The sequence below is a fragment of the Rhizobium acidisoli genome, assembly GCF_002531755.2.
Lineage (GTDB): Bacteria > Pseudomonadota > Alphaproteobacteria > Rhizobiales > Rhizobiaceae > Rhizobium > Rhizobium acidisoli.
Window position 1 is genome coordinate 1172255 of sequence record NZ_CP034998.1, and the last position, 25669, is coordinate 1197923.

The window sequence follows — 25669 nt, forward strand, 5'->3', positions numbered from 1 at the left end:
GGGCTAGTCAGAACCTATGGGACAAGAGATTTTGCCGCCTTCCGGCGGAGACGACGATCACATCCAACCGGTCGACCTCAAGGCGGCGCTCGAGCAGCGCTATCTCGCCTATGCGCTGTCGACCATCATGCACCGTGCTTTGCCCGACGTGCGCGACGGGCTGAAGCCTGTGCATCGCCGCATCGTCTATGCGATGAACGAGATGGGTCTGCGCCCGACCTCGGCCTTCAGGAAATGCGCCAAGATTGTCGGCGAAGTGATGGGTAACTACCATCCGCACGGCGACCAGTCGATCTACGACGCGCTTGCCCGTCTCGCCCAGGATTTCTCGCAGCGCTACACGCTGGTCAACGGCCAGGGCAATTTCGGCAATATCGACGGCGACAGCCCCGCCGCCATGCGTTACACCGAATCGAAGATGACGGCGGTCTCCGAACTGCTGCTCGAAGGCATCGATCAGGATGCCGTCGATTTCCGCGACACCTACGACGAATCGAATTCCGAGCCGACCGTCCTTCCCGGCGCCTTCCCGAACCTGCTCGCCAACGGCTCTTCCGGCATCGCCGTCGGCATGGCGACTTCGATCCCGTCGCACAATGCCCACGAGCTTTGCGACGCCGCGCTGCATCTGATCAAGCATCCGGATGCGACCGTCGAAAAGCTCGTCGAATTCATTCCCGGCCCGGATTTTCCCACGGGCGGCATCATCATCGACAGCCGCGACAGCATCATCGAGAGCTACCGCACCGGCCGCGGCGGCTTCCGCGTGCGGGCGAAGTGGCAGACCGAGGATCTCGGCCGCGGCGGCTACCAGATCGTCATCACCGAAATTCCCTTCCAGGTGCAGAAATCGCGGCTGATCGAAAAGATCGCCGAGCTGCTGATCGCCCGCAAGCTGCCGCTCCTGGAAGACATCCGCGATGAATCGGCCGAGGACATCCGCGTCGTCCTGGTGCCGAAGACCCGCAGCGTCGATCCGACGATCCTGATGGAATCGATGTTCAAGCTGACGGAGCTCGAAAGCCGCTTCCCGCTCAACATGAACGTGCTGTCCATGGGCCGCATCCCGCGGGTCATGGCGCTGAACGAAGTGCTGAAGGAGTGGCTGGATCACCGCCGCGAAGTGCTGCAGCGTCGCTCGCGCTTCCGCCTGGCCGCAATCGACAGGCGCCTTGAAATCCTCGGCGGCCTTCTGATCGCCTATCTCAACATCGACGAGGTGATCAGGATCATCCGCGAGGAGGATGAGCCGAAGCCTGTGATGATGGCGCGCTGGGATCTCACCGACATTCAGGTCGAGGCGATCCTCAACATGCGGCTGCGCGCCTTGCGCAAGCTCGAAGAGTTCGAGATTCGCAAGGAATTCGACGAACTTACCAAGGAAAAGGGTGAGATCGAGGCACTGCTTGCCTCCGACGACAAGCAATGGCAGACGGTCGCCTGGGAAATCGGCGAGGTAAAGAAGAAATTCGCCAAGGCGACCGAGGTCGGCCGCCGCCGCACCCAGTTTGCCGACGCACCCGAGGCCGACGAGGAAGCGATCCAGCAGGCGATGATCGAGAAGGAACCGATCACCGTCGTCATTTCCGAAAAGGGCTGGATCCGCGCGCTGAAGGGCCATATCGCCGATACCGCGACGTTGACCTTCAAGGAAGGCGACGGCCTGAAGATAGCCTTCCCGGCGCAGACGACGGACAAGATCCTGATCGTTACGACGGGCGGCAAGGCATTCACCCTTGGCGGCGACAAGCTACCGGGCGGCCGCGGCCACGGCGAGCCGCTGCGCATCATGGTCGACATGGACAACGACCAGGCGGTGCTGACGGCTTTCGTTCATGATCCCTCGCGCAAGCAGCTGATCGTCTCCACAGCCGGCAACGGTTTCGTCGTTGCGGAAGCCGAGCTGGTCGCCAATACGCGCAAGGGCAAGCAGATCATGAACGTCGCGCTGCCCGAGGAGACGCAACTGCTCGTGCCCGTCAGCGGCGACCATGTCGCCGTCGTCGGCGAAAACCGCAAGCTGTTGGTCTTTCCCTTAGCGCAGGTGCCGGAAATGTCGCGTGGCAAGGGCGTGCGTCTGCAGCGTTACAAGGATGGCGGCATTTCCGACGTCCGCTGCTTCGCGATATCGGCGGGCCTCGTCTGGGAAGACAGCGCCGGCCGCACCTTCACGAAGAACAAGGACGAACTTGCCGAATGGCTGTCCGACCGCGCCACCGCCGGCCGCACCGTGCCGAAGGGCTTTCCGCGCAGCGGTAAGTTTGCCGGATAATCCGTGATGCCCGGACGTGCGCAGCGGTTCCGGGCTAGCCACATAAAAATTCCGTGCTCGTCTCTTGGCGGGCGCCGGAACTTCTCTATCTCTTCGCTGTTATCCAAAACAAAGGAAGGCCGGTCTGTGGGCGGACGGAACGGCTTGTGGCCCGCGCGCTTGGAGAAGGCGCGCGCCGTTACCGGAGGAAAATCGATGCCCGCCAGCACCATCAAATTGCATGTCTGCCACACCTACAGGGTTCCGCCTGCTGTCGTGTACGACGCCTGGCTCAATCCTGAAATCGCCCGACGCTTCCTGTTTGCCACCGATGATGGTCACGTCATCCGCGCCGATATCGATCCGCATGTCGGCGGCCGTTTCTTCATCGTCGACCGCCGGCCCACCGGCGACGCCTTTCACCAGGGCGTCTTTCTGGAACTGAAGCGCCCGCAACGCATGGTCTTCAGCTTTTCCGTCGAGGACCACGACCATAATTGCGACCGCGTCGAAATCGACATCGAACCGCTTGGCGGCGGCAGCCGCCTGACGCTCACCCATGAAATGTGCGCCGAATGGGCCGAACACGAGGAAAAAACCCGGCAAGGCTGGGCGCATGTGGTCGAAGGACTTGGCAGGGAGTTGGAACAGCAGCAGCTGAAGCCTACAGGCTAAGTGGCACGCTGAAATCTCTGAGGAAGCGGGCAGCACCTCCTTCATCAATCTCGCCGGCTGCGACGGCGAGCACAAAGGCGTAGAGATTGGCGTCGGTCGTTTCGATCTCGTAGCCGTTTTCGAGAAGGAAAACGCCTGCGGCTACAATTGCGATCCGCTTGTTCCCATCGACGAAAGCGTGGTTGCGGGCAAGGCCGAAAAGATAAGCGGCGGCGAGTTCGATGACGTCGTCGCAGCCATAATGTGCCTTGTTCATCGGCCGCCCAAGAGCGGATTCCAGCGCGCCTTCGTCACGCAGTCCGGCGAGACCACCGAAGCGCTCAATCTGCATAGTCTGCAGAGTTTCGACCAATCGTCTCGTCAGGAATTTGAAGGCCATTATTCGGCCAGCTTTTTCAACGCGACCTTATACTTGTCCATGAAATGCCGTGCCGCATCGAGCTGACGCGACAGATCCTCATCAGTCGGCTTCAAGGTGAGACCGCCGTTTTCGACCTGCAGTTCCAGTGTATCGCCGGTCTTCAATCCAAGACGGTCGAGAACTTCCTTCGGGATGATGATACCCTCGGAGTTGCCGATCTTCCGGATCGTGACGTTCATTTTCTTCATCCTGCGATGTGGTAACGCCGTTATAACATGAGGGATGGTAGGCGACAATGTCTATCCCGCCAATGGCCTGATGTTTCTGCCCCGCACCATCCAGAAGCAATGCCCGGCGATCGCCGCTATCAGGATGCCGCCGCCGCCGAGTGTCATCGTCGCCGGCGTTTCCGAAAAGATCAGCCAGACCCAGATTGGGGCGAGCACTGTTTCGAGCAGATAGAACATGCCGACCTCGGGGGCGGAGAGATAACGCGGCCCGGTCGCCAGGCACCAGAAGGCAACGGGCATCACGATGGCGCCGTTGACGAGGATCCAGCTGGGATGGGCGATGGAAAGTCCCGAGGGCAGGGCTTGCGTGAGGCCGAGTACGGCCGGCAGAATGGCGGCAAGCAGCGGCACGAAGCCCATTTCCCGGCGTGAGGCACGCCCGATCGTGATGGCCGCGGCAAGAACAAACGCGCTGAGTAGCGCCATGGCATCGCCGAAAGAATGGCCGCTGGAAAGCCCTTCGCGCACGATCAGTCCGACGCCGAGGATCATGAACAGCATGGCGACGAGTGTTGCGGCCTGCGGTCTCTCCTTGAGGAAAATCCAGGAAAGAAGCGCCCCGAACATCGGGTTGAAGGCGACGATGAAGACGACATTGGCTGTGGTCGTATTGAAGACGGCCAGCACGAAAGTGAGGGACGAGAGGCCGTAGAGCAGACCGGCGAGCAGGCCGGCTCGCCCCGGCACGAGCATCGGCCATTTGCCCGAGGCAAGGCGCATTGCTCCAAGGATGACGAGCGTGGCGACAACCGTGGCTGCACTTCGCGTCCCCAGGATTGACCAGATATCGCCACCGCCAAGCCGGACGAGCGGAATATCCATGGAAAGCGCCAGCCCGCCGATCGCCGTCAGCAGCAGGCCCTTCCGATGATCGGAAAGAGCGGTGGACATTCAGTCGTGGGGGCTTTCGGGCATGGATGAGGGATCGAAACGTTCCCAGCCACGCGGCGTTAGATGTTCCTGCGGCTGGAAGCGCGTCTTATAGTCCATTTTTCGCGAGCCTTGAACCCAGTAGCCGAGATAGACATGCGGCAGGCCCAGCGCCTTCGTGCGCCTGACATGGTCGAGAATCATGAAGGTGCCGAGCGACCGCCGTTCGAGATCGGGATTGAAGTAGGAATAGACCATCGACAGCCCGTCGCTCATCGTGTCGGTCAGGGCGGCGGCAAGCAGCTCGCCCTTCGGCCGCTGCTCCAGTCCGGAGCCTTCTTCACGCCGCCGGTACTCGACGATTCGCGTGTTCACATGCGTGTCCTCAACCATGATCGCATAGTCGAGCACGGTCATGTCGGACATGCCGCCCTGCTGGTGGCGAAAATCGAGATAGCGGCGGAAAAGCGAATATTGCTCGCTGGAAGGCTGGGCCGTGAATTCGGTGGCGATGACGTCGGAATTGGCGGCAAGCACCCGCTTCATCGATTTCGTCGGCTCGAATTCCTGGGCGAGAATACGCACGGAAACACAGGCGCGACAGGATTCGCAGGCCGGGCGGTAGGCGATATTCTGGGAGCGGCGGAAACCGCCCTGGGTCAGGATATCGTTCATCTCGGCGGCGCGCGGGCCGACCAGATGGGTAAAAACCTTACGCTCCATCTCATGCGGCAGATACGGACACGCAGCCGGAGCCGTCAGATAAAACTGCGGGGATGGCGTTGTCTGCGTATTCATCTGTCGCGGAAATTTCCTTGTCGAGACCGTGCCGTTTCTTGACAGCATGACCTAAGAATAAAAAACGTCAACAGCGGGGCGGTTCTTGCCCTTCATATCGGTCTTCTAATTTTAGATATGGAGCGGTGGCGGCCCCGGCAAAGAGAAAGCGGAGACTTTATTTCGTCTCCGCTGAATGGTTTAGCCGTGGTCTTGAGCCAACGCTCAGGCGGTGCGAACCGTCGCGGTCCCGACCAGCAGGTCGTGGATGAGGCGGCTGCGCTCGGTAAACAGGCCGGCAAGCAGGATCAGCGGCGTCAGAACCGAGTTGAGGATCCAGAACAGCGCCAGATGCACGATCGCCGTCAGGAAATCCATCGGCCGACCGTCGACACGCACGATGGCGATGCCCATCGCGCGCATGCCGAGCGAGGCCTGGCTCCGCCCGCCGACAGTCAGGCCGAAATAGATGCCGGCGACGATGACGAAGAGGGCAGGGTAGAGCAGGAAACCGAGGCCGAGCGTGACGATCGACAGGAAGAACAGCACCATGCCCGCGGGGATGCAGAGCAGCAACACGATCAGATAGTCGAGGATGAAGGCGAAGACACGGCGGCTCAACACGCCGCTATAGGCGCGCCAGTCCTCCGGTGCGGCATAAAGCGGATTGGGGTTGTAGCTCATCTCAATCTCCTGCGGAAAAGCGATGCGGCAGATATGGTATCGGCAGTGGGAAATACAATATTTCTGCCGAAATCACCGTTTGCTGAGAATTTTCGCCACCTCGACCGCGAAATAGGTGAGGATGCCGTCGCATCCCGCCCGCTTGAACGACAGCAGCGTTTCGAGCATCGCCCGCTCGCCGTCGATCCAGCCGTTCATCGCCGCTGCCTTGATCTGCGAATATTCGCCGGAAACCTGGTAGGCGAAGGTCGGCAGGCCGAAGGCTTCCTTCATCCGCCAGCAGATGTCGAGATAGGGCAGGCCGGGCTTGACCATCAGCATATCAGCACCTTCCTCGACGTCGAGGGCCGCATCGCGGATCGCCTCGGTGCCGTTGGCTGGGTCGATATAATAGGTCTTCTTGTCGCCCTTCAGCAGCCCGCCCGTCGAGATCGCCTCGCGATAGGGGCCATAGAAGGCGGAGGCGAACTTCGTCGCATAGCTCATGATGCCGACGCTCTGGTGGCCGGCCGCATCGAGCGCCATGCGGATTGCGCCGATGCGCCCGTCCATCATCTCCGACGGCGCAATGATGTCGGCGCCGGCATCCGCCTGCATCACGGCGGCGCGCGCCACCTGATCGACCGTCTCGTCGTTGACGATCTCGCTGCCTCTCAAAATGCCGTCATGGCCATGGCTGGTGAAGGGATCGAGCGCGACGTCGGTGATGACGCCGATATTGGGCACCGCCTTCTTGATCGCCCCTGTTGCCTGATTGATCAGATTGTTGGCTTCGAGGCTGTTCGAGCCGGTCTCGTCGCGCAGCTCCATTTCGATATTCGGAAAGGTCGCGAGCGCCGGAATGCCGAGGCCGGCCGCTTCGCGTGCCGCTTCGACGGCCTTGTCGATGCTCATGCGGTTGACGCCCGGCATTGCGGGGATCGGATCGACGATGCCGGAGCCGGGCACGATGAAGATCGGCCAGATCAGGTCGTCGACCGTCAGCCGGTTCTCCTGCACAAGCCGGCGTGTCCAATCCGCCTTGCGGTTGCGCCGCATGCGGCGATGGCCGGTGATGTCGTCGACGAGATGCGTCCTATCCTGCATGATATCTGCCCCTGGCCCATTCCATTTATCGGAGCGCTCATTATCATGCCCCCCGAAAAATCCAAACCGGACGATTGGCCGCGGTGGAAAAAGCTGAGGCGTATAGCCCGAAATCGATTTTCGGCGTTACGTCTGAGCGCGATGTGATAGAGCATCTTCAGCGCGTCGTCAGACGCGGCGCTCGTATGAAGATGCAACCCCGAACCGATGTCTGCGCTATGGAAACCGATTCTCCGACGATACCGAAACGCACGCTGGCGGATATACTCTTCATTCTTTTCCTGAGACTGGTCGCCGTTTCCTGCTTCTGGTTCGGCCTGCAATATTGGGCGATGCTGGTCGGCTATTCGCTGGTCGGCGCCGGCCGCTTCGATCTTTTGAGCCTGCCTTGGAAGGTGGCGAGCACCAGTCTCGCCGTGCTTTTTCCCGTCGCCTCACTCGGCCTTTGGCTCACCGTCTCCTGGGGACCGGTCATCTGGGTGCTGGCCGCCGGCGGACAAATCCTGATGTACGGCCTGCTGCCCAATATTTTCGGACCCAACAAACTGATCATCCTGCTGCATGTGATGGTCGCCGTCGTCTACCTGATTTTCCGCCTGCTGCTCTGGCTGGAAAAACGCCGGCACCGCCGCCAGGTAAGTGTTGATTTACCCTGAGACAACGTGGGGTTTCCAGTAAGGCTCCGTTAAGCCTGCGGTTTAAGTCGAATTTTATATGTATTCGATAGGGTCTCACTCAAGGCGGGAAGAAAACACACCGCCAACCAAACAGTGAGGCAGTCAATATGAACACGAAAATCAAGCCGCAGGCGGTATCGAACTTCCGTGACCAGCAGGATCAGGGCATCCGTGATCTTTACATGGAATCCCTTCATCTTGTTGAACGTCTTCACCGCCGTCTTCTCGACGTCATCAAGGACGAGTTCGACCGTCAGGGTCGCAGCGACGTCAACGCCATCCAGGCGCTGCTCCTTTTCAACATCGGCAATTCCGAACTGACCGCCGGCGAGCTGCGCTCGCGGGGCTACTATCTCGGCTCCAACGTTTCCTACAACGTCAAGAAGCTGGTCGACCTCGGTTTCATCAACCACCAGCGCTCGCGCATCGACCGCCGTTCCGTCCGCATCAGCCTGACCGAAACCGGCCAGGATATCGCCGAAACGGTGGCCAAACTCTACGAACGCCACATCACCTCGATCGACAAGGTCGGCGGCATCGGCACCGACGAGTTCACCCAGATGAACAAGCTGCTCCAGCGCCTCGACCGCTTCTGGAACGACTCGATCATGTATCGCCTGTAATCGGGTCCATGCTTGCTTTACGTAGATACTAGAAGGCTCTATCCCGCGCGGGAATGCGTGAAAGGGCACCGATGGCACAAGGTGGCGTTCGTTTGCGCGCCACTCGCGGGCCAGTAAAACCCGACCTCCAATCGGCACCTGAAGCGCACGCGGCTTTCCCTCCGCGATGCGCTTTTCTGCTGTCACTCACTTACAAGGCCACGCTCCGGATAACGCATGCTGCAGAGCGTCGAGAGGTTTCGGTTTGTGGGATTTATCCTGTAGGAATTTGCACACGACGTCAGTCGCTTGCTCCAGCGTCATGCCGCTTGGCAGGCAGGTGTGCTGTTGATCTTTTCTTCGAGTGCTTCGTTGTCGCCTCTTGCCAAATGCCCAGGCGAGCTGTCGTGACTGTCAATCGGTGGAGCGGGGCGGTCAACGTCAGCCCTGAAAGACGAGATGAAGATCACTTCCCTTCAATGGACTGTCTCGAAAGCATTCGCAATGCACGCAAGGGCACTTTTCGATTGCGCATTTGGCGCAGGGCTTCTTGAAGCTGGCCTTGATCGGCATCGGTGCTTTTCGCGCCTAATGGCTTGGTCGCTGATCCCGCAAATCGTATGGACGGTGGAGAAGTCGAATAACCTGGAGATGCCGTGAAAGATGTGCGGGTGGCCTCATGACTTTGGATTATGGGTTCAACTAAAAAAACATGAGTGATTTCAATTTAAATGGGCGCTCACACCAGCGCTAGTTTTGTGTCGATGAATTAGAACATGTCGCGAACGCGGGGAATGTTGGACTCGACAGAATCAATGGGGTGTGGTTTATGCGCAGCAGCAGCAGCGAGCACTATTTCTTTTTTAAGGAGAAGTGCGCGCTATGGATGACAAAGAATCCCTTATAATCGAATATGGCAAGCTGAAGGCCTCTGCGGTCGGCAGGTTCCCAGTCATTGCCGTTCTCTTCTGCATCTTCACTTTCGTCGCCGGGGTCAGCTACTTCGGCGGAACGAAAGTGGTTGATTGGCTGCACGGACCGCAAGCGACAGCATCCATCGAAAAATAAGCCCCGCAAGCGCGGGGATTGTGATTGAGCGGTCGTGAGGAGCAACGACCAGGGGTACCTTCCGCTCGTTCATCATCCTCCATTGCTGTCCATGGAGAAGAGATGAATCTTAGCCATGTAGCTATCATGGCGGAGGCCGTTGACGATCTTGGGCTATTCGTGTGTCTGCGCGTGACGTGGCGGAACGAAAGAGCTTGCGACACCTGAGAATGCCGTAAACAATATTTGTCGTTCAGGGGCTTCCTTCCCTTTCATGGTTGCAGAAAACCGGACGTGTCCCTGCGCGTCCGGTCTTGCCGCTGGCACTGCGTGGCATCTTTGCAACGCCAGGCGGGCAAGCATTATCACCCGTATCCAAGCCGTTTTTTAGCCGTTATTAACCGGCACGGTTTAGCTCGTCATATGGTTCGTTGTGTCGTGTTTCCGGTAGGCGGATAGTCCGCCTTCCGGCTCGGCAACACGAATTGGCCATATTGGTGTGGCAGCGGAAGGCTTAACAACCGGCGCTTTCAATGGACCGATCAAAAATGGTCAGGCTGTCGCATCGCAATCTTGTGATGGGGCAAGCGGAAAGTTTTGATCTGCCGGGACAACAAATGCACAGAGATCTGCGTTAGAGCGCAGTAATATCGCAAAGAGCCGCGGCTTCTCTTTATCGCCGCATTCAGTGGTTGGGACTATGTCGAAGAAAAACGGAAATGAAGCTCTCTCGCGCCGCGCTTTCCTTGCGTCCGCGGCAACGGTTGGCGTAAGCGCGATTGCCGCGCCGGCCTTCGCGCAATCGGCGATCGATACGCTGATCAATGCGCCGCGCCGCGGCAACTGGGACGACCAGTTCGATGCCAAGGCGGCTTCGCGCACGGCAAGCGCCGTCGTTTCCAACACGCCGATCCTTGGTCCCCAATCGCTCGCCAGCGCCCAGCAGGCGGTCATGCAGTATCAGCAGATCGCGGCCGCCGGCGGCTGGCCGGAGGTCAATCCCGGTGACCAGAAGCTGCAGCTCGGCGTCAGCCATCCCGCAGTTCAGGCGCTGCGCCAGCGCCTGGCGATCACCGGCGACCTGCCGCGCGAGGCCGGCATGTCGAGTGCCTTCGACTCCTATGTCGACGGCGCCGTCAAGCGCTTCCAGGCCCGCCACGGCCTGCCGTCCGATGGTGTGCTCGGCGAATTCACGCTGAAGGCGATGAACATCCCCGCCGATGTCCGCCTGCAGCAGCTGAACACCAATATCATTCGCCTGCAGACGTTCCCCGAGGATCTCGGCCGCCGCCACGTGATGGTCAACATCCCGGCTGCCTATGTCGAAGCTGTCGAGGATGGCACTGTCGCGACGCGCCACACCGCGGTTGTCGGCCGTCTCAGCCGTCCGACACATCTCGTCAATTCGAAGATCTACGAGGTCATCCTCAACCCCTACTGGACCTCGCCGCGCTCGATCGTCGAGAAGGACATCATGCCGCTGATGCGCAAGGATCCGACCTATCTCGAAAAGAATGCCATCCGCCTGATCGACGGCAAGGGCAACGAAGTCGCCCCCGAGACCATCGACTGGAACGGCGAGGCGCCCAACCTGATGTTCCGCCAGGACCCCGGCAAGACCAACGCTATGGCCTCGACGAAGATCAACTTCTACAACAAGAACGGCGAGTACATGCACGACACGCCGCAGCAGGGCCTGTTCAATAAGCTGATGCGCTTCGAGTCGTCTGGCTGCGTCCGCGTCCAGAACGTGCGCGACTTGTCGAACTGGCTCTTGCGCGAGACCCCCGGCTGGAACCGCCAGCAGATGGAGCAGGTGATCGCATCCGGCGTCAACACGCCGGTCAAACTCGCCACGGAAGTTCCGGTCTATTTCGTCTACATTTCCGCCTGGGGCATGCCCGACGGCATCGTCCAGTTCCGCGACGACATCTATCAGATGGACGGCAATGCCGAGCTGGCGCTCGATACCACGGCCGGCATGGAACAGCCGGTCCAATAAACGGCGGCCTCTGCATCGCATCTTCAAACCGCGCCTTCCCAGCGCGGTTTTTTTATGCCGGGGAGGGCACTCGGCGACGTGATGGCCGGTCCTTAGCGCTGCGCCGTCGCAAAATGACGGGAGCGCGCGCTTTGCTCAGCAAATGTCGTTCTCCGTATTGCCCTTGCCACGGCGGAAGGCTAATACCTCAGCGCATTCCAGTTGAGGAGCCCGCCATGACCAATGCTTCCACCGAGTCCTTCTTCAATCGCTCGCTTGCGGACGTCGATCCCGAGATTTTCGGCGCGATCGGAAAGGAACTCGGTCGCCAACGGCACGAGATCGAACTGATCGCTTCCGAGAACATCGTCTCCCGCGCCGTGCTGGAAGCTCAGGGCTCCATCATGACCAACAAATATGCCGAGGGTTATCCCGGCAAGCGTTATTACGGCGGCTGCCAGTTCGTCGATATCGCCGAGGAGCTGGCGATCGAGCGCGCCAAGAAGCTGTTCGGCGTCAATTTCGCCAACGTCCAGCCGAATTCGGGCTCGCAGATGAACCAGGCCGTGTTCCTGGCGCTGCTGCAGCCGGGCGACACCTTCATGGGTCTCGACCTGAACTCGGGCGGCCACCTCACGCATGGTTCGCCGGTCAACATGTCCGGCAAGTGGTTCAACGTCGTCTCCTACGGCGTGCGCGAAGGCGACAACCTGCTCGACATGGATGAAGTCGAGCGCAAAGCCAAGGAAACCAAGCCGAGGTTGATCATCGCCGGCGGCACCGCCTATTCCCGCATCTGGGACTGGAAGCGCTTCCGCGAGATCGCCGACTCGGTCGGCGCCTATCTGATGGTCGACATGGCCCACATCGCCGGCCTCGTCGCCGGCGGCCAGCATCCGTCGCCGTTCCCGCATTGCCATGTCGCGACGACGACGACCCACAAGTCGCTGCGCGGCCCGCGTGGCGGCGTCATCCTCACCAATGAAGAGGATCTGGCGAAGAAGTTCAATTCGGCCGTTTTCCCCGGCCTGCAGGGTGGTCCGCTGATGCACATCATCGCCGCCAAAGCCGTCGCTTTCGGCGAGGCGCTGCAGCCCGAGTTCAAGGATTACGCCGCCCAGGTCGTCAAGAACGCCAAGGCGCTGGCCGAAACGCTGATCGCTGGTGGTCTCGACGTCGTCTCCGGTGGCACCGACAACCATCTGATGCTGGTCGACCTGCGCAAGAAGAACGCCACCGGCAAACGCGCCGAAGCTGCTCTCGGCCGCGCCTACGTCACCTGCAACAAGAACGGCATTCCCTTCGATCCGGAGAAGCCCTTCGTCACCTCCGGTGTGCGCCTCGGCGCGCCGGCCGGCACCACCCGCGGCTTCAAGGAAGCCGAATTCCGCGAAATCGGCAATCTCATCGTCGAGGTTCTCGACGGCCTGAAGGCTGCCAATTCCGATGAAGGCAACGCCGCCGTCGAAGCCGCCGTGCGCGGCAAGGTGGTCAACCTCACTGACCGCTTCCCAATGTATGACTACATGGGATAAGGAGTAGCGATGCGCTGCCCCTATTGCGGTTCGGAAGATACACAGGTTAAAGATTCGCGTCCGGCGGAGGACAATACGTCCATCCGCCGGCGGCGTATCTGTCCGGATTGCGGCGGCCGCTTCACTACCTTCGAGCGCGTGCAGCTGCGCGAGCTGATGGTCATCAAGAAGACCGGCCGCAAGGTTCCCTTCGATCGAGACAAGCTGGTGCGCTCCTTCGAAGTGGCACTGCGCAAACGCCCTGTCGAGCGTGACCGCATCGAGCGCGCCGTGTCCGGCATCGTCCGCCGGCTCGAAAGCTCCGGCGAGACGGAGATCTCCTCCGAACAGATCGGCCTGCAGGTGCTCGAAGCGATGAAGAGCCTCGACGATGTCGGCTTCGTGCGCTACGCCTCCGTCTATCGGGATTTCTCGCTTGCCGAGGATTTCGAAAAAGTCATTTCCGAAATCAACGCCAAGATCGCCCGCGACCCGCTGGACAGGTGAGCCATGAGCGTCACGCCGCATGACGAGAGTTTCATGGCGGCGGCGATCCGCCTGTCGCGCCGGCATCTCGGCCGCACCGCCACCAACCCCTCCGTCGGTTGCCTGATCGTCAGGGACGGTGTCGTCGTCGGCCAGGCTGTCACCGCCGTCGGCGGCCGCCCGCATGCCGAGCCGCAGGCGCTCGCCGAAGCAGGCGCTGCTGCCCGCGGCGCCACAGCCTATGTGACGCTCGAACCCTGCTCGCATCACGGTAAGACCCCCCCTTGCGCCGAGGCGCTGATCGCCTATGGCGTTGCCCGTGTCGTCATCAGCGTCACCGATCCCGATCCACGCGTCTCCGGCCGTGGTATCGCCATGCTGCGGGAAGCCGGTATCGAGGTGGATGCCGGCGTGCTGGAGGCGGATGGACGGCGTTCGCTTGCCGGCTATCTCACCCGCCAGACGAAGAACCGGCCTTATGTGACTCTCAAACTTGCCGTTTCCGCCAACGGCATGATTGGCCGCGAGGGCGCGGGGCAGGTGGCGATAACCGGTCCGGAGGCCCGCGCCGAGGTTCAGGCGCTGCGCGCCGAAACCGACGCGATCCTTGTCGGCATCGGCACCGCAATATCAGATGATCCGCTGCTGACGGTTCGGACACCAGGCCTTGAGGCTCAGTCCCCCATCCGCATCGTGCTCGATCCCTCGCTGGCCCTGCCGCTGACGAGCAAGCTGGTTCAGACGGCGCGCGATGTCCCGGTGATCGTGGTGGCGAGTGAAGAGATTTCGCCATCAGGGTCAGAGGAAGGGTTATCCCCCTCTGCCCTGGGAGCTAACCCCCAGCCAATCTCCCCCCTTGTGGGGGAGATGTCCGGCAGGACAGAGGGGGGTGCCACACTCCCCGCCGCTGCTATGGACCTGGACTCCCGCCGCACCGCTCTCGAAGCCGCCGGTGTCGAGATCGTCTACTGCAATCCCTATCATCCGGAAATCCTGCTGCCGGCCTTGGCAACACGCGGTATTTCCTCGCTTCTGGTCGAGGGCGGCGCCAAGACCGCCCGGCTTTTTCTCGAGGCTGGCCTCGTCGACCGCATTCAGCTTTACCAGGCGCCTGTGGTCATCGGCGAGGGCGGTATTGAATCGCCGCTTGATGCAACCGACATACCACCGGGTTTTGCCCAGACGGGCACGCAGATGTTCGGCGAAGATCGCCTGGACGAATACGAAAGAGGGCTTTGATGTTTACCGGAATAGTCACCGATGTCGGCACGGTCGAATCCGTTTCCCCGCTGAAGGAAGGCATCCGGCTGCGGGTCGCCACCGCCTACGATCCCGCAACGATCGACATGGGCGCCTCGATCTCGCATTCCGGCATCTGCCTGACCGTGACGGGTCTGCCTGATGAAGGCAGCAACGGCCGCTGGTTCGAGGTCGAGGCCTGGGAAGAGGCGCTGCGGCTGACGACGATCGGCACCTGGCGGGAAGGCAGCCGCATCAATCTCGAACGGTCACTGAAAATAGGCGATGAACTCGGCGGTCACATCGTTTCCGGCCATGTCGACGGCAAGGCGGAAATCCTCTCGGTGACATCGGAGGGCGACGCCACCCGTTACCGGCTGCGCGCGCCCGAGCATCTGGCGAAATTCGTCGCCCCCAAGGGCTCGATCGCCCTCGACGGCACCTCGCTGACCGTCAATGCGGTCGACGGCACCGATTTCGACGTCCTGCTCATCCGCCACACGCTCGAGGTCACCACCTGGGGCGAACGCAAGGCCGGCGATTTCGTCAATTTCGAAGTCGACACCATGGCGCGTTACGCCGCCCGGCTGGCAGAATTCCCTCAGCCACAGTCCTAACGCGAAAACTGAATGATCTCGCCGTTATACTGCGTGCGCGTGGTCTCGCGAAAACCGAGTTTGGCTGCGACCTTCAACGAGGCCTGGTTCTGCGGGCTGATGATGCAGCTCATCGGTTTTCCGGGGAAATAGCGCTCCGCCCAACCGATCAGCGCGGTCAGCGCCTCGGTGGCATAACCGCGGCCGTGTACCGAGGGCATCAGCGCCCAGCCGAGTTCCATCGTCCCCTCGATCGAGGGTTCCATCTCGCGGCGGGATTCCATGAAGCCGGCTTCGCCGATGAACCGGCCGCTCGACTTTTCCTCGATCGCCAGAAAGCCGAAGCCCATATGATGCCACATGCCGGCAATCCGCAGCATGCGGCTCCAGCTCTGCTCGCACGTCGATGGGATGCCGGTGATGAAGCGGACGACGTTTTCGTCCGCCCAGAGTGCCGCATGCGCCTCGAAATCGTCGAGGCGGTGCGGGCGGAGCGTCAGCCGCTCGGTTTCGAGGGTCGGAATATCGGTCATATCGGATCCCTCAAGCGCCAGGTTCGCCGTCCCAATAGTCGAGATCGCTTTCCGGCCTGCCGATATGGCGGAAGCGCAGAGGTTCGGAACCTTCCTCGTTTGTTTTGGCCCTGTTTGTCTTGGCAAGAAACTTTCCGGAATCCGGATATTCGACGATCTCGGTCTTCGCCATCGTCGAGATGCCGAGATAGATGAGCGGAGCCGTGCCGGTGTTGATGATCTGGTGCGCCGTTTCCGCGCCGCCGGCCGGGGCGCCGAGCGCGTCGCCCGCCTTGATCGCATGGCGCTCGTCGCCCAAGCGGTATTCGCCGGTGCCTGAAATCACGTAGAAAAGCTCGTCTTCAACATGGTGGTTGTGGAAGGGGCAGCCCGATTTGCCCGGCGGCACCTCGTTGTAGCTGATGCCGAGGCCGGTCAGGCCGAGAAGCGTGCCGAACGACGTGTCGACGCTTTCATAGAGCGCGCCCTGTTTCCAGTGGTCGAGCTTGAGATCGGCGATATTGATCACCGCCTTCGATTCCCTAGCCATGATGTCCTCCTGTTGCAGGAAGAGAAGCCATCATCGCCTGGGAAAATTCAATGGTTTTCTGGAAAATCCCGTCATGGCAGAGAAAAGGCATGGCGGAGAAAAGGCATGGCAGAGAAAGGCATGGGCGGAGAGGAGACCGCCGCCCATGCTTTGAGCGCCGCGCACCGAAGGGGACGCGATGCACTGAAGCGTCAGCGGACGTAGAAGGTCAGGCTTCCGTCGGCTGCCTGTTCGGCATTGACGATGTTGCGGACGTCGACGCCCTCGTTGTTGAGCCGATGGGCAAGCGACCTGTTGGCGTCGATCGAGGCCTGGATGGCGTGAACGGCCTGGCCGGAACGTTCCGGCGCCGAGCGCGGCCCGGTATTCTCGTCGTCGAGGTTGCGCCAGTTATGGACCTGCGCGACGTTGAAATCATTGCCGTGGAAGGTCCGGAGTGTCTGCTCAATGCCCCGGGCGGTGTTCATCCCGAGGCTTTCGGCTCGGCTGACGCCGGCAAATGCGAGGGAGGAGAGGGCGGCAGCGATGCTGATGGTGACAACGCGGTTCATGATTGTATCCTTTCATCTGCTTTGACGGTCGACTGTCGTTGCAGGGGATCGTCTGTCACGACATGGAATTGGCGCTCTCCTCCTGGCGATTCAATAGGCTAAGCCACTGAAAAACAATTAAGAATTGTTCATGAAATTCGCCTTCGAATTGCCGTTTTCCAGGCATGCGGGTAAACCGCTTCGAGAGGCTTGCCGAGCAGTGCAGGCGGGGCGTGGCTATCCCCTTGCGGATATTTCTTCTTTGGCGTTGCGGCATCGGGCGAAAGTGCTTGCCATTCTGGTGAAGGCATGTTTTGACCGCGGGCTGCCGAGTGGAAAACGCCCCACAAAACGAAGGTGAACCATGCCGAGAGAGACCGCTCCCCATATTTTGATCGTTGAGGCCCGCTTCTACGACGACATGGCCGATGCCCTGCTCGAAGGCGCGATCTTCGCCTTGGAACAGGCCGGCGCCACTTTCGAGGTCGTCACCGTTCCCGGCGCACTGGAAATTCCGGCGGCGATTGCCATGTCGCTCGATGGAGACGACAATGGCGGAACGCATTATGATGGCTATGTCGCGCTCGGCATGGTCATTCGCGGCGAGACCTATCACTTCGATATCGTGTCGAACGAATCCTCGCGCGCTTTGATGGATCTTGCGGTCAGCGAGTCCCTTGCCATCGGCAACGGCATTCTGACCGTCGAGAACGATGAACAGGCATGGGCGCGCGCGCGCCGCTCGGACAAGGACAAGGGCGGATTTGCCGCTCGCGCAGCTCTGACGATGATCGAGCTGAAGCAGAAACTGGGTGCATAACGAATGAACGACGACAAGACGGAACGGCCGGTCAAGACTGCAAACCAGCGGGGCGCTGCCCGTCTTGCTGCCGTTCAGGCACTGTATCAGATGGATGTCGGCGGCACCGGCGTTCTGGAAATCGTCGCCGAATACGAGGCGCACCGTCTCGGCCAGGAACTCGACGGCGCGACCTATCTGAAGGCCGATGCCGGCTGGTTCCGTTCCATCGTCTCCGGCGTCGTGCGCGATCAGACCCGTCTCGATCCGCTGATTGCCGCAGCCCTGCAGGATGACTGGGCCTTGTCGCGCCTCGACAGCACCGTGCGCGCCATCCTGCGCGCCGGCGTCTTCGAGATCACCGACCGCAAGGACGTCCCGGTGGCGGTCATCGTCACCGAATATGTCGAGATCGCCCAGGCCTTCTTCGATGACGACGAGCCGAAGCTCGTCAATGCGGTGCTCGACCGCATTGCAAAGCAGGTTCGCGGCGACACGAAGAAGTAAGTCTTTAGCCGCCAAACAATCTCCCTAAGTCTTTCTTCGCACTGCAACGGTTTTCGCTCGTTGCGGTCTTGACGCCACGTGATCGACCACGCAATCTCCGCACCGCTTAGCTGTGGCATTTCTGTGGAGAGGAAGGCGAGTCGGCGGCATATCTGCCGGAGAAGGAGTGAGCTCCGGCCTATGGGAGGAAAGAGCGAAATGACGATTCTTTTATGCGTAATCGCATGCGGTCTGCTCTCGGTGGTCTATGCCGCCTGGGCAACCCGGTCGGTGCTTGCCGCCGATCAGGGCAACAGCCGCATGCAGGAGATCGCGGGTTATATCCGCGAAGGCGCTCAGGCCTATCTGACCCGCCAGTACAGAACCATTGCCCTTGTCGGCGTCGTTGTTTTCATCGCAGCCTGGCTGCTTCTTTCCGCCACGGCCGCCATCGGCTTCCTGATCGGCGCCGTGCTTTCCGGGGCTGCCGGCTTCATCGGCATGCATGTCTCCGTCCGCGCCAATGTGCGCACCGCCCAGGCGGCTTCCACCAGCCTTTCCGCCGGCCTCGACATCGCCTTCAAGTCGGGTGCGATCACCGGCATGCTGGTGGCGGGCCTCGCACTGCTCGGCGTCTCCATTTACTATACTATTTTGACCTTCGGCCTCGGCCATGAGAGCGGCTCGCGCGAAGTCATCGATGCGCTGGTGGCGCTCGGCTTCGGTGCTTCGCTGATTTCCATCTTCGCCCGTCTCGGCGGCGGCATCTTCACCAAGGGCGCCGATGTCGGCGGCGACCTCGTCGGCAAGGTGGAAGCCGGCATTCCGGAGGACGATCCGCGCAACCCGGCAACGATTGCCGATAACGTCGGCGACAATGTCGGCGATTGCGCCGGCATGGCCGCCGACCTTTTCGAGACTTATGCGGTTTCCGTCGTCGCCACCATGGTTCTCGCCGCAATCTTCTTTGCCGGCGCGCCGATCCTCCAGTCGGCGATGATCTATCCGCTGGCGATCTGCGGCGCCTGCATCATCACCTCGATCATCGGCACCTTCTTCGTCAAGCTCGGCTCGAACGGCTCGATCATGGGCGCGCTCTACAAGGGGCTCATCGTCACCGGCCTGCTGTCGATCGTCGGTCTCGGCGCTGCCACCTCGCTGACGGTCGGCTGGGGCTCGCTCGGCACGGTCGCCGGCGCCGACGTCACCGGCACGAACCTGTTCGTCTGCGGCCTTGTCGGCCTCGTCGTCACCGCGCTGATCGTCGTCATCACCGAATACTACACCGGCACCGGCAAGCGTCCGGTCGTGTCGATCGCCCAGTCGTCGGTGACCGGTCACGGCACCAACGTCATCCAGGGCCTGGCGGTCTCGCTGGAATCGACCGCCCTGCCGGCGATCGTCATCGTCGGCGGCATTCTTGCCACCTACCAGCTCGGCGGCCTTTTCGGCACCGGCATCGCCGTTACCGCCATGCTCGGCCTTGCCGGCATGATCGTCGCGCTCGACGCCTTCGGCCCAGTCACCGACAATGCCGGCGGCATCGCCGAAATGGCGCATCTGCCGCCTGAGGTGCGCAAATCGACCGACGCGCTCGACGCCGTCGGCAATACCACCAAGGCGGTCACCAAGGGTTATGCGATCGGCTCGGCGGGTCTCGGCGCGCTGGTGCTCTTCGCCGCCTACGCCAACGACCTCAGGTATTTCGCAGCCCATGGCGACCAGTATCCCTATTTCGCCAATATCGGCGAAATCTCGTTCGAATTGTCGAACCCCTATGTCGTCGCCGGCCTGCTGTTCGGCGGCCTGATCCCCTATCTCTTCGGCGGCATCGCCATGACCGCCGTCGGCCGCGCCGCCGGTTCGATCGTCGAAGAGGTGCGCCGTCAGTTCAAGGAAAAGCCCGGCATCATGCAGGGCACCGAGAAGCCGGATTACGGCAAGGCGGTCGACCTTCTGACCAAGGCCGCCATCCGCGAGATGCTTGTGCCGTCGCTGCTGCCGGTGCTGGCGCCGATCGTCGTCTATTTCGGCGTGCTGCTCATCTCCGGCTCCAAGGCCTCGGCCTTCGCCGCTCTCGGCGCATCGCTGCTCGGCGTCATCATCAACGGCCTGTTCGTCGCCATCTCGATGACATCGGGCGGCGGCGCCTGGGACAATGCCAAGAAGAGCTTCGAGGACGGCTTCGTCGACAAGGACGGCGTGCGTCACATGAAGGGCTCGGATGCGCACAAGGCGTCGGTCACCGGCGATACCGTCGGCGATCCCTACAAGGACACGGCCGGCCCCGCCGTCAACCCGGCGATCAAGATCACCAACATCGTCGCGCTGCTGCTGCTCGCCGTTCTCGCCGGTTGATAAATCCAGGCATCACGGTTCGCCGTGGTGCCATACCCCGACCATTAAAAAACCCGCCGGAAGGCGGGTTTTTCGTTGAAAATCTGTTCGATCAGCGCAGGCTGCTCGGATTCTGCGGCGTGCCGCCGGCGCCGCCGCCGAACAGGCTGCGGGCAGCACTCGCGGCGCTGCCGCCGGAAAGCATCTGCTGCAGGAAGGTGAGTTCCTTGCCGCCGGTCGGCGTGACGCGTCCGATGGTGTCGAACACCTTGCCGTCCTGCAGCGTATAGTTGGCGCGGCGGCTGACGACGCTGTCCTTGTCGAAATAGATCGCCAGCACGCTCTGGTCGACGACCTTCAGCTTCTGGAACGCCACCGCGCGCGTGCGCCGCTGTGAGATGTAATAGAAGACTTCGCCGTCGAAGGTCGCGGTCGTCGACGGGGTGCCGAGCGAAAGCAGCACCTGCTCGCGGCTCGAGCCCTCCGGAACGAGGTTCAGCGACTGCTGGTCGGCGACATATCCGCCATTGAGCACGGTGCCAGTCTGGCAACCGGAAAGAACGGATGTGGAGGCGATTATAAGGGCAATGGCCGCACTGCTGAAGAGTTTCACGTCAGACTTGAAATACCGTTTCTTCAACGACATCTACTCCCTAAAGTATCGATAGCAGCCATTTGGGCCTTGCACGCTTTACCTCCTGCAAAACCATTGTGGCCATTCCGGGTCGACTATCCCGAATTCGCTTCGCTGACGCATCGAGGGCGTCGTCCCGAAACTGGCCACGATCGGCATTGCAATTCGCGCCTGCTTCGGTAAACCAGCTTTCGAAATCATGCAACAAGGCCAGAGGCCGGCCGGCGTGAAGAATGAGGCATTTCCGGAAAAAACAATGATCTTCGGGCTGTTCCGCAAGAAAAACAACAATCAGGCAATCGTCGACAGGCAATATGCGGTGCTGACGGCGGCCGCGCGCATGCCGGAGATTTATGAGCGGCTCAATGTGCCGGATACGGTCATGGGCCGTTTCGAGATGCTGTCGATCGCCATGATTCTGTTTTTTCGCCGCACGCGCAGCTCCGCCACCAGCGGACAGGAGATCGCCCAGGAGATCGTCGACGCCTTCTTCCAGGATATCGACTATTCGATCCGCGAACTCGGCATCGGCGACAATAGCGTGCCGAAGCGCATGAAGAAGCTCGCCGGCATGTTTTACGGCCGGCTCGAAGCCTATTCGAAGGCGATGGACACCGGCGATACCGAAGCGCTCGCTCTCGCCCTCACGCGCAATATCTATCCGGAAAGCCCGGTGCCGGCCGATATGTCCGGTCTGGCCCACTGGATGATGGCTGCGGAAGCGCATTTGTCGGCGCTTGCCGAAGAGGAGATCGCCACCGGTTCGGCGACGCTGCCGCCGGTCGCCCACTCACCGGTCGCCCGCCCACCTGTCGCTTGAGGAGGAAATCATGAAAAACGATCGGGACGATGTTCCCTTCTCCTATCACGTCAAGGTCGGCCATATCTCGGCCAACCCCGTCGAGGTTCATGTCGAGGCCGACGCAAACGAGTTGAAGGCGCTTGCCGAGAGCTGGAATGTCGTCTCCGTCGACGATCTCAGCGCCGATCTGCAGATTGCCCGCTGGAAGCGTGACGGCGTGCGCATCAAGGGCCGCGTGAAGGCGAAGATCGTCCAATCCTGCGTGGTGACGCTGGAGCCTGTCGAATCCGCCATCGACGAGAGCTTCGAGCAGATCTTCGTGCCGGAGGGTTCCAAGCTTGCCCGCCAGGCCGGCAATGATGCCGGCGAGATGTTGCTCGATCCCGACGGTCCCGATCTGCCCGAGACCTTTGTCGGCGATACGATCGATGCCGGCGAGGTGGTTGCCGAATTCGCCGCGCTGGCGATCGATCCCTATCCGCGCAAGGGGGGCATCGAATTCGCTGGCCATATCGAAGATAGCGGCGAGGACGACAAAAAGCCTTCGGCTTTCGCGGCCCTCAAGGATTGGAAAAAGGACTGAAGCGCCTCTGGCATTTGACATAATTCAGTTGTAAGCGACGCCAAAACCGGTATTTTGGCCGAAATTTCGCCCTCGGCGGAAAGAAGGATCAGGGACGCGTGATCAGAATATCTCTCGACCTCATGGGTGGCGACTTTGGTCCCCAGGTTGTCATCCCCGGCGCCGCCAAGGCGCTCGACCGGCATCCGGATATTTCCTTCGTTTTCTACGGTCTCAAGGAACAGTGCGATCCGGTTCTCGCCAAGTTTCCGAAACTCAAGGAAAAATCGGTCTTTCACGACTGCGAGCTTGCCGTCAGCATGAGTGAGAAGCCGAGCCAGGCGCTGCGCCGCGGCCGTTATATCTCCACCATGTGGCGCTCGATCGAGGCGGTGAAGACGGGGGAGGCCGATGTCGCGGTCTCAGCCGGCAATACCGGCGCGCTGATGGCAATGGCGAAGTTCTGTCTGCGCACCATGGCCAATATCGAGCGCCCGGCGATCGCCGCGATCTGGCCGACGCTGAAAGGTGAGAGCATCGTGCTCGACGTCGGTGCGACGATCGGCGCCGATGCGCAGCAGCTGATGGATTTTGCCCTGATGGGCGGCGCCATGGCGCGGGCGCTCTTCGAGGTCGAACGGCCGACAGTCGGCCTGCTGAATGTCGGTGTCGAAGAGATGAAAGGCCAGGAAGAGGTCAAGGAGGCCGGCCGGCTGTTGCGCGAGGCGAACATCGATTCGCTCGAATATTCCGGCTTCGTCGAGGGCAACGACCTTGGCAAGGGCACGGTCGACGTCGTCGTCACCGAAGGGTTCTCCGGCAATATCGCGCTGAAGACCGCCGAAGGCACCGCCAAGCAGATCGGCGAATATCTGCGTGCCGCCATGTCGCGCACGCTGCTCGCCCGCATCGGCTACCTCTTCGCCAAAAGCGCCTTCGACATGCTTCGCGAGAAGCTCGATCCAAGCAAGGTCAATGGCGGCGTGTTTCTCGGCCTGAACGGCATCGTCATCAAGAGCCATGGCGGAGCGAATGCCGAAGGCATCGCCGCAGCCATCGAAGTCGGTTACGACATGGCCAAGAACGGCCTCAATCAGAAAATAGAAAACGATCTTAAGAAATATCATGCCAAGCGGCTGCCCCCGATGGGCCCGGAAGCTGCATGAGCAATGGGGTTCAATCGAATATGATCCGTTCAGTGGTTCGCGGGTTTGGAGCCGCACTTCCGAAGCGCGTGATGACCAATGGTGACATGGAAGCGATCGTCGACACGTCGGACGAATGGATCGTCCAGCGCACCGGCATCCGCCAGCGTTATGTCGCCGGTGACGACGAGACGACGGCGTCGCTCGGCGAGGCTGCCGCGCGGGCTGCCCTTGCCAATGGCGGCCTGACGCCAGCCGATATCGATCTGATCATCTGCGCCACCTCGACGCCTGACAACACCTTTCCGGCAACCTCGGTCAACATCCAGAACCGTCTCGGCATGAGCCACGGCTTCGCCTTCGACGTCCAGGCCGTCTGCACCGGTTTCGTCTATGCGGTCACGACGGCGGATGCCTATATCCGCGGCGGCCTTGCCAAGCGCGTTCTCGTCATCGGCGCTGAAACCTTTTCGCGCATTCTCGACTGGAACGACCGCACCACCTGCGTGCTGTTCGGCGACGGTGCCGGTGCGATCGTGCTCGAAGCGACCGAAGGCGAGGGCACCGTTGCCGATCGCGGCGTATTGACGGCGCATCTGCGCTCCGACGGCTCGCACAAGGAAAAGCTCTATGTCGATGGCGGGCCGTCGACGACCGGCACCGTCGGCAAGCTGCGCATGGAAGGCCGCGAGGTCTTCAAATACGCCGTCGGCATGATCACGGATGTCATTCAGGCTGCCTTCGATTCAACCGGGACCACCGCCGAGGATCTCGACTGGCTGGTGCCGCATCAGGCCAATCGGCGCATTATCGACGGTTCGGCCAAGAAGCTGAACATCGATGCGGCGAAGGTCGTCATCACCGTCGATCTGCACGGCAATACCTCGGCGGCCTCGATCCCGCTCGCCCTTGCGACCGCTGCCGGCGACGGCCGCATCAAGAAGGGCGACCTGGTGATGCTCGAAGCGATGGGCGGCGGCTTCACCTGGGGCGCCGTTCTGCTGCGCTGGTAGGCACGAATCCAAAAAAACTGGCGGCGAACAAGAGCTTGACCGTAAGGCGCAAGACAAATACTCTTTGCGCGATTTCACAAAATATTTGAAATGGGCGGGGAAACCATGACCGGAAAAACAGTGACGCGAGCAGACCTGGCGGAATCGGTTTTCCGCAAGGTCGGGCTTTCCCGGACCGAATCTGCGGAACTTGTGGAAACCGTCATCGACGAAGTTTGCAACGCCATCGTGCGTGGTGAAACCGTCAAGCTGTCCTCCTTCGCCACCTTCCAGGTGCGCGACAAGAACGAGCGGATCGGCCGCAACCCGAAGACCGGTGAAGAGGTTCCGATATCTCCCCGCCGGGTCATGACTTTCAAGGCGTCGAACGTGCTGAAGACGCGCATCCTCAAGGCGCATGTCGCCCGCAAGGTCAAGCTGAAGCCGCAGAATCCGGCCTCCTGATCATCGGCTTCCCGTTTCGAAACGGCGTTTTTTTTCCTTCGCACCGTCCTGCGTTGTGCGCAACGTCGAGACATGACTTGAATTGTCGGCGCCAAACCGTTGAAATATGATGAGTCGCCGTAAGATCGAGCCGCGAGGTCGCGTAGCAGTATGACGTTGGACAAGAGCCCCGATGCCTTTCGCACCATCAGCGAAGTCGCAGACGATCTTGATCTGCCGCAGCATGTGCTGCGCTTCTGGGAAACGCGTTTTCCGCAGATAAAGCCGATGAAGCGCGGCGGCGGCCGTCGTTACTACCGCCCCGAGGATGTGGATCTGCTCAAGGGCATCCGGCATTTGCTCTATGATCACGGCTATACGATCAAGGGTGTGCAGAAACTTCTGAAAACCAACGGCAACAAGTTCGTCATATCGGTCGGCCACGGCGATCTCGCCAGCGTCGAGGCGCTTGCCTCGGGCGTGCAGGAGGCGGGGGCAGGGGAACCGCGCGTCGGCATGGCCGACGAAGATCAGATTGTCGGCCGCGCCAAGCCGCCGATTACCCGCCGCTTCTTCAACTTTGTGGCTGGCGAGGACGAGCAGGAAGTCTCGATCGGCAAGTCGAGCGTTGGCAAGGAAGACAGGGCGCTGCTGCAGGAGGCACTCTACGACCTGCTGGAATGCAAGCGTCTGCTCGATCAGGTGCGCTGACCGGAACTCTTGGTTCTTATGCATGTCGT

Annotated in this window: 31 protein-coding genes; 20 read left to right on the forward strand and 11 right to left on the reverse strand. The window is 61.0% G+C overall.

Annotated elements, in window-relative coordinates:
* Positions 1-16 precede the first annotated feature (16 nt).
* Positions 17-2272 carry a DNA topoisomerase IV subunit A gene (parC, locus tag CO657_RS05880; RefSeq protein ID WP_054181822.1) on the forward strand — a complete coding sequence of 752 codons (2256 nt, stop codon included), beginning with the start codon at positions 17-19 and terminating at the stop codon, positions 2270-2272.
* 195 nt (positions 2273-2467) lie between these two features.
* The gene (locus CO657_RS05885) at positions 2468-2926 is read left to right on the forward strand and encodes an SRPBCC family protein (RefSeq protein WP_003587446.1); all 459 of its coding nucleotides are present in this window, start codon (positions 2468-2470) and stop codon (positions 2924-2926) included.
* On the opposite strand, the gene CO657_RS05890 is transcribed toward CO657_RS05885, so the two are convergent.
* The 6 genes from CO657_RS05890 to hemB form a co-directional block, all read right to left on the reverse strand.
* A complete protein-coding gene (locus tag CO657_RS05890; RefSeq protein WP_054181823.1) occupies positions 2916-3305 on the reverse strand; it encodes a type II toxin-antitoxin system death-on-curing family toxin in 390 nt (129 codons plus the stop codon). The genes CO657_RS05885 and CO657_RS05890 overlap by 11 nt on opposite strands.
* A complete protein-coding gene (locus tag CO657_RS05895; RefSeq protein ID WP_054181824.1) occupies positions 3305-3526 on the reverse strand; it encodes an AbrB/MazE/SpoVT family DNA-binding domain-containing protein in 222 nt (73 codons plus the stop codon). The genes CO657_RS05890 and CO657_RS05895 overlap by 1 nt, the downstream gene beginning before the upstream one ends.
* A gap of 60 nt (positions 3527-3586) precedes the next feature.
* Positions 3587-4468, reverse strand: a complete 882-nt coding sequence (locus tag CO657_RS05900) for a DMT family transporter (RefSeq protein ID WP_054181825.1) — start codon at positions 4466-4468, stop codon at positions 3587-3589.
* Positions 4469-5245, reverse strand: coding sequence for an arginyltransferase (locus CO657_RS05905; RefSeq protein WP_003587444.1), 777 nt, complete (start codon positions 5243-5245; stop codon positions 4469-4471).
* A 204-nt stretch (positions 5246-5449) separates the two neighbouring features.
* Positions 5450-5908 (reverse strand): RDD family protein, encoded by a 459-nt coding sequence (locus tag CO657_RS05910; RefSeq protein ID WP_054181826.1) that lies wholly within the window; start codon positions 5906-5908, stop codon positions 5450-5452.
* 72 nt (positions 5909-5980) lie between these two features.
* Positions 5981-6994, reverse strand: a complete 1014-nt coding sequence (gene hemB / locus CO657_RS05915) for a porphobilinogen synthase (RefSeq protein WP_054181827.1) — start codon at positions 6992-6994, stop codon at positions 5981-5983.
* Between the two features lie 218 nt (positions 6995-7212).
* On the opposite strand from hemB, the gene CO657_RS05920 reads away from it, so the two are divergent.
* Complete coding sequence (locus CO657_RS05920) at positions 7213-7650, forward strand: DUF6163 family protein (RefSeq protein ID WP_003587442.1); 438 nt, start codon at positions 7213-7215, stop codon at positions 7648-7650.
* Between the two features lie 128 nt (positions 7651-7778).
* Positions 7779-8294 carry a transcriptional regulator LdtR gene (ldtR, locus tag CO657_RS05925; protein WP_003574072.1) on the forward strand — a complete coding sequence of 172 codons (516 nt, stop codon included), beginning with the start codon at positions 7779-7781 and terminating at the stop codon, positions 8292-8294.
* Positions 8295-8480: 186 nt separating this feature from the next.
* Here the strand turns inward: ldtR and CO657_RS38200 are convergent, their stop codons facing one another.
* A complete protein-coding gene (locus CO657_RS38200) occupies positions 8481-8597 on the reverse strand; it encodes a hypothetical protein (protein WP_425375992.1) in 117 nt (38 codons plus the stop codon).
* A 558-nt stretch (positions 8598-9155) separates the two neighbouring features.
* Here CO657_RS38200 and CO657_RS05930 point away from each other — a divergent pair.
* The 6 genes from CO657_RS05930 to CO657_RS05955 all read left to right on the forward strand — a co-directional run bounded on the left by CO657_RS05930 (position 9156) and on the right by CO657_RS05955 (position 15157).
* Complete coding sequence (locus CO657_RS05930; protein WP_054181829.1) at positions 9156-9341, forward strand: hypothetical protein; 186 nt, start codon at positions 9156-9158, stop codon at positions 9339-9341.
* A gap of 679 nt (positions 9342-10020) precedes the next feature.
* Positions 10021-11322: a L,D-transpeptidase family protein gene (locus CO657_RS05935; RefSeq protein ID WP_012557272.1), complete on the forward strand. Its 1302-nt coding sequence runs from the start codon at positions 10021-10023 to the stop codon at positions 11320-11322.
* A gap of 215 nt (positions 11323-11537) precedes the next feature.
* Positions 11538-12836, forward strand: coding sequence for a serine hydroxymethyltransferase (glyA, locus tag CO657_RS05940; RefSeq protein ID WP_054181830.1), 1299 nt, complete (start codon positions 11538-11540; stop codon positions 12834-12836).
* Between the two features lie 9 nt (positions 12837-12845).
* Complete coding sequence (gene nrdR, locus CO657_RS05945; protein WP_003547190.1) at positions 12846-13322, forward strand: transcriptional regulator NrdR; 477 nt, start codon at positions 12846-12848, stop codon at positions 13320-13322.
* Between the two features lie 3 nt (positions 13323-13325).
* Positions 13326-14540, forward strand: a complete 1215-nt coding sequence (gene ribD / locus CO657_RS05950) for a bifunctional diaminohydroxyphosphoribosylaminopyrimidine deaminase/5-amino-6-(5-phosphoribosylamino)uracil reductase RibD (protein ID WP_054181831.1) — start codon at positions 13326-13328, stop codon at positions 14538-14540.
* Positions 14540-15157 carry a riboflavin synthase gene (locus CO657_RS05955; RefSeq protein WP_054181832.1) on the forward strand — a complete coding sequence of 206 codons (618 nt, stop codon included), beginning with the start codon at positions 14540-14542 and terminating at the stop codon, positions 15155-15157. Before ribD ends, CO657_RS05955 begins: the two co-directional genes overlap by 1 nt.
* On the opposite strand, the gene CO657_RS05960 is transcribed toward CO657_RS05955, so the two are convergent.
* From CO657_RS05960 to CO657_RS05970, 3 genes are all read right to left on the reverse strand, one after another.
* Entirely contained in the window at positions 15154-15669 is a 516-nt protein-coding gene (locus CO657_RS05960) for a GNAT family N-acetyltransferase (RefSeq protein WP_054181833.1), read from the reverse strand. The two genes, CO657_RS05955 and CO657_RS05960, sit on opposite strands and share 4 nt — an antisense overlap.
* Positions 15670-15679: 10 nt before the next feature.
* Positions 15680-16198, reverse strand: coding sequence for a cupin domain-containing protein (locus tag CO657_RS05965; RefSeq protein WP_054181834.1), 519 nt, complete (start codon positions 16196-16198; stop codon positions 15680-15682).
* A 191-nt stretch (positions 16199-16389) separates the two neighbouring features.
* Entirely contained in the window at positions 16390-16749 is a 360-nt protein-coding gene (locus CO657_RS05970) for a hypothetical protein (RefSeq protein WP_054181835.1), read from the reverse strand.
* Positions 16750-16879: 130 nt separating this feature from the next.
* Here CO657_RS05970 and CO657_RS05975 point away from each other — a divergent pair, with 130 nt between their 5' ends.
* The 4 genes from CO657_RS05975 to CO657_RS05990 all read left to right on the forward strand — a co-directional run bounded on the left by CO657_RS05975 (position 16880) and on the right by CO657_RS05990 (position 20371).
* Entirely contained in the window at positions 16880-17089 is a 210-nt protein-coding gene (locus CO657_RS05975) for a hypothetical protein (RefSeq protein ID WP_128715523.1), read from the forward strand.
* Between the two features lie 3 nt (positions 17090-17092).
* The gene (ribH, locus tag CO657_RS05980) at positions 17093-17548 is read left to right on the forward strand and encodes a 6,7-dimethyl-8-ribityllumazine synthase (protein ID WP_012557282.1); all 456 of its coding nucleotides are present in this window, start codon (positions 17093-17095) and stop codon (positions 17546-17548) included.
* 3 nt (positions 17549-17551) lie between these two features.
* Positions 17552-18034 carry a transcription antitermination factor NusB gene (gene nusB / locus CO657_RS05985; RefSeq protein WP_054181836.1) on the forward strand — a complete coding sequence of 161 codons (483 nt, stop codon included), beginning with the start codon at positions 17552-17554 and terminating at the stop codon, positions 18032-18034.
* A gap of 198 nt (positions 18035-18232) precedes the next feature.
* The gene (locus CO657_RS05990) at positions 18233-20371 is read left to right on the forward strand and encodes a sodium-translocating pyrophosphatase (protein ID WP_003587418.1); all 2139 of its coding nucleotides are present in this window, start codon (positions 18233-18235) and stop codon (positions 20369-20371) included.
* A gap of 91 nt (positions 20372-20462) precedes the next feature.
* Here the strand turns inward: CO657_RS05990 and CO657_RS05995 are convergent, their stop codons facing one another.
* Positions 20463-20996 (reverse strand): outer membrane protein assembly factor BamE, encoded by a 534-nt coding sequence (locus CO657_RS05995; protein WP_003587417.1) that lies wholly within the window; start codon positions 20994-20996, stop codon positions 20463-20465.
* A 187-nt stretch (positions 20997-21183) separates the two neighbouring features.
* Between CO657_RS05995 and CO657_RS06000 the strand changes: the two genes are divergently transcribed.
* The 6 genes from CO657_RS06000 to CO657_RS06025 all read left to right on the forward strand — a co-directional run bounded on the left by CO657_RS06000 (position 21184) and on the right by CO657_RS06025 (position 25640).
* Entirely contained in the window at positions 21184-21804 is a 621-nt protein-coding gene (locus CO657_RS06000) for a ubiquinol-cytochrome C chaperone family protein (protein WP_082366241.1), read from the forward strand.
* 10 nt (positions 21805-21814) lie between these two features.
* Positions 21815-22369: a YceD family protein gene (locus tag CO657_RS06005; protein ID WP_054181838.1), complete on the forward strand. Its 555-nt coding sequence runs from the start codon at positions 21815-21817 to the stop codon at positions 22367-22369.
* 98 nt (positions 22370-22467) lie between these two features.
* Positions 22468-23514, forward strand: a complete 1047-nt coding sequence (plsX, locus tag CO657_RS06010) for a phosphate acyltransferase PlsX (RefSeq protein WP_012557284.1) — start codon at positions 22468-22470, stop codon at positions 23512-23514.
* A gap of 20 nt (positions 23515-23534) precedes the next feature.
* Positions 23535-24506, forward strand: coding sequence for a beta-ketoacyl-ACP synthase III (locus CO657_RS06015; protein WP_037073922.1), 972 nt, complete (start codon positions 23535-23537; stop codon positions 24504-24506).
* A 105-nt stretch (positions 24507-24611) separates the two neighbouring features.
* Positions 24612-24950: an integration host factor subunit alpha gene (locus tag CO657_RS06020; protein ID WP_003578475.1), complete on the forward strand. Its 339-nt coding sequence runs from the start codon at positions 24612-24614 to the stop codon at positions 24948-24950.
* A 150-nt stretch (positions 24951-25100) separates the two neighbouring features.
* Entirely contained in the window at positions 25101-25640 is a 540-nt protein-coding gene (locus CO657_RS06025) for a MerR family transcriptional regulator (protein ID WP_054181839.1), read from the forward strand.
* Positions 25641-25669: the final 29 nt, after the last annotated feature.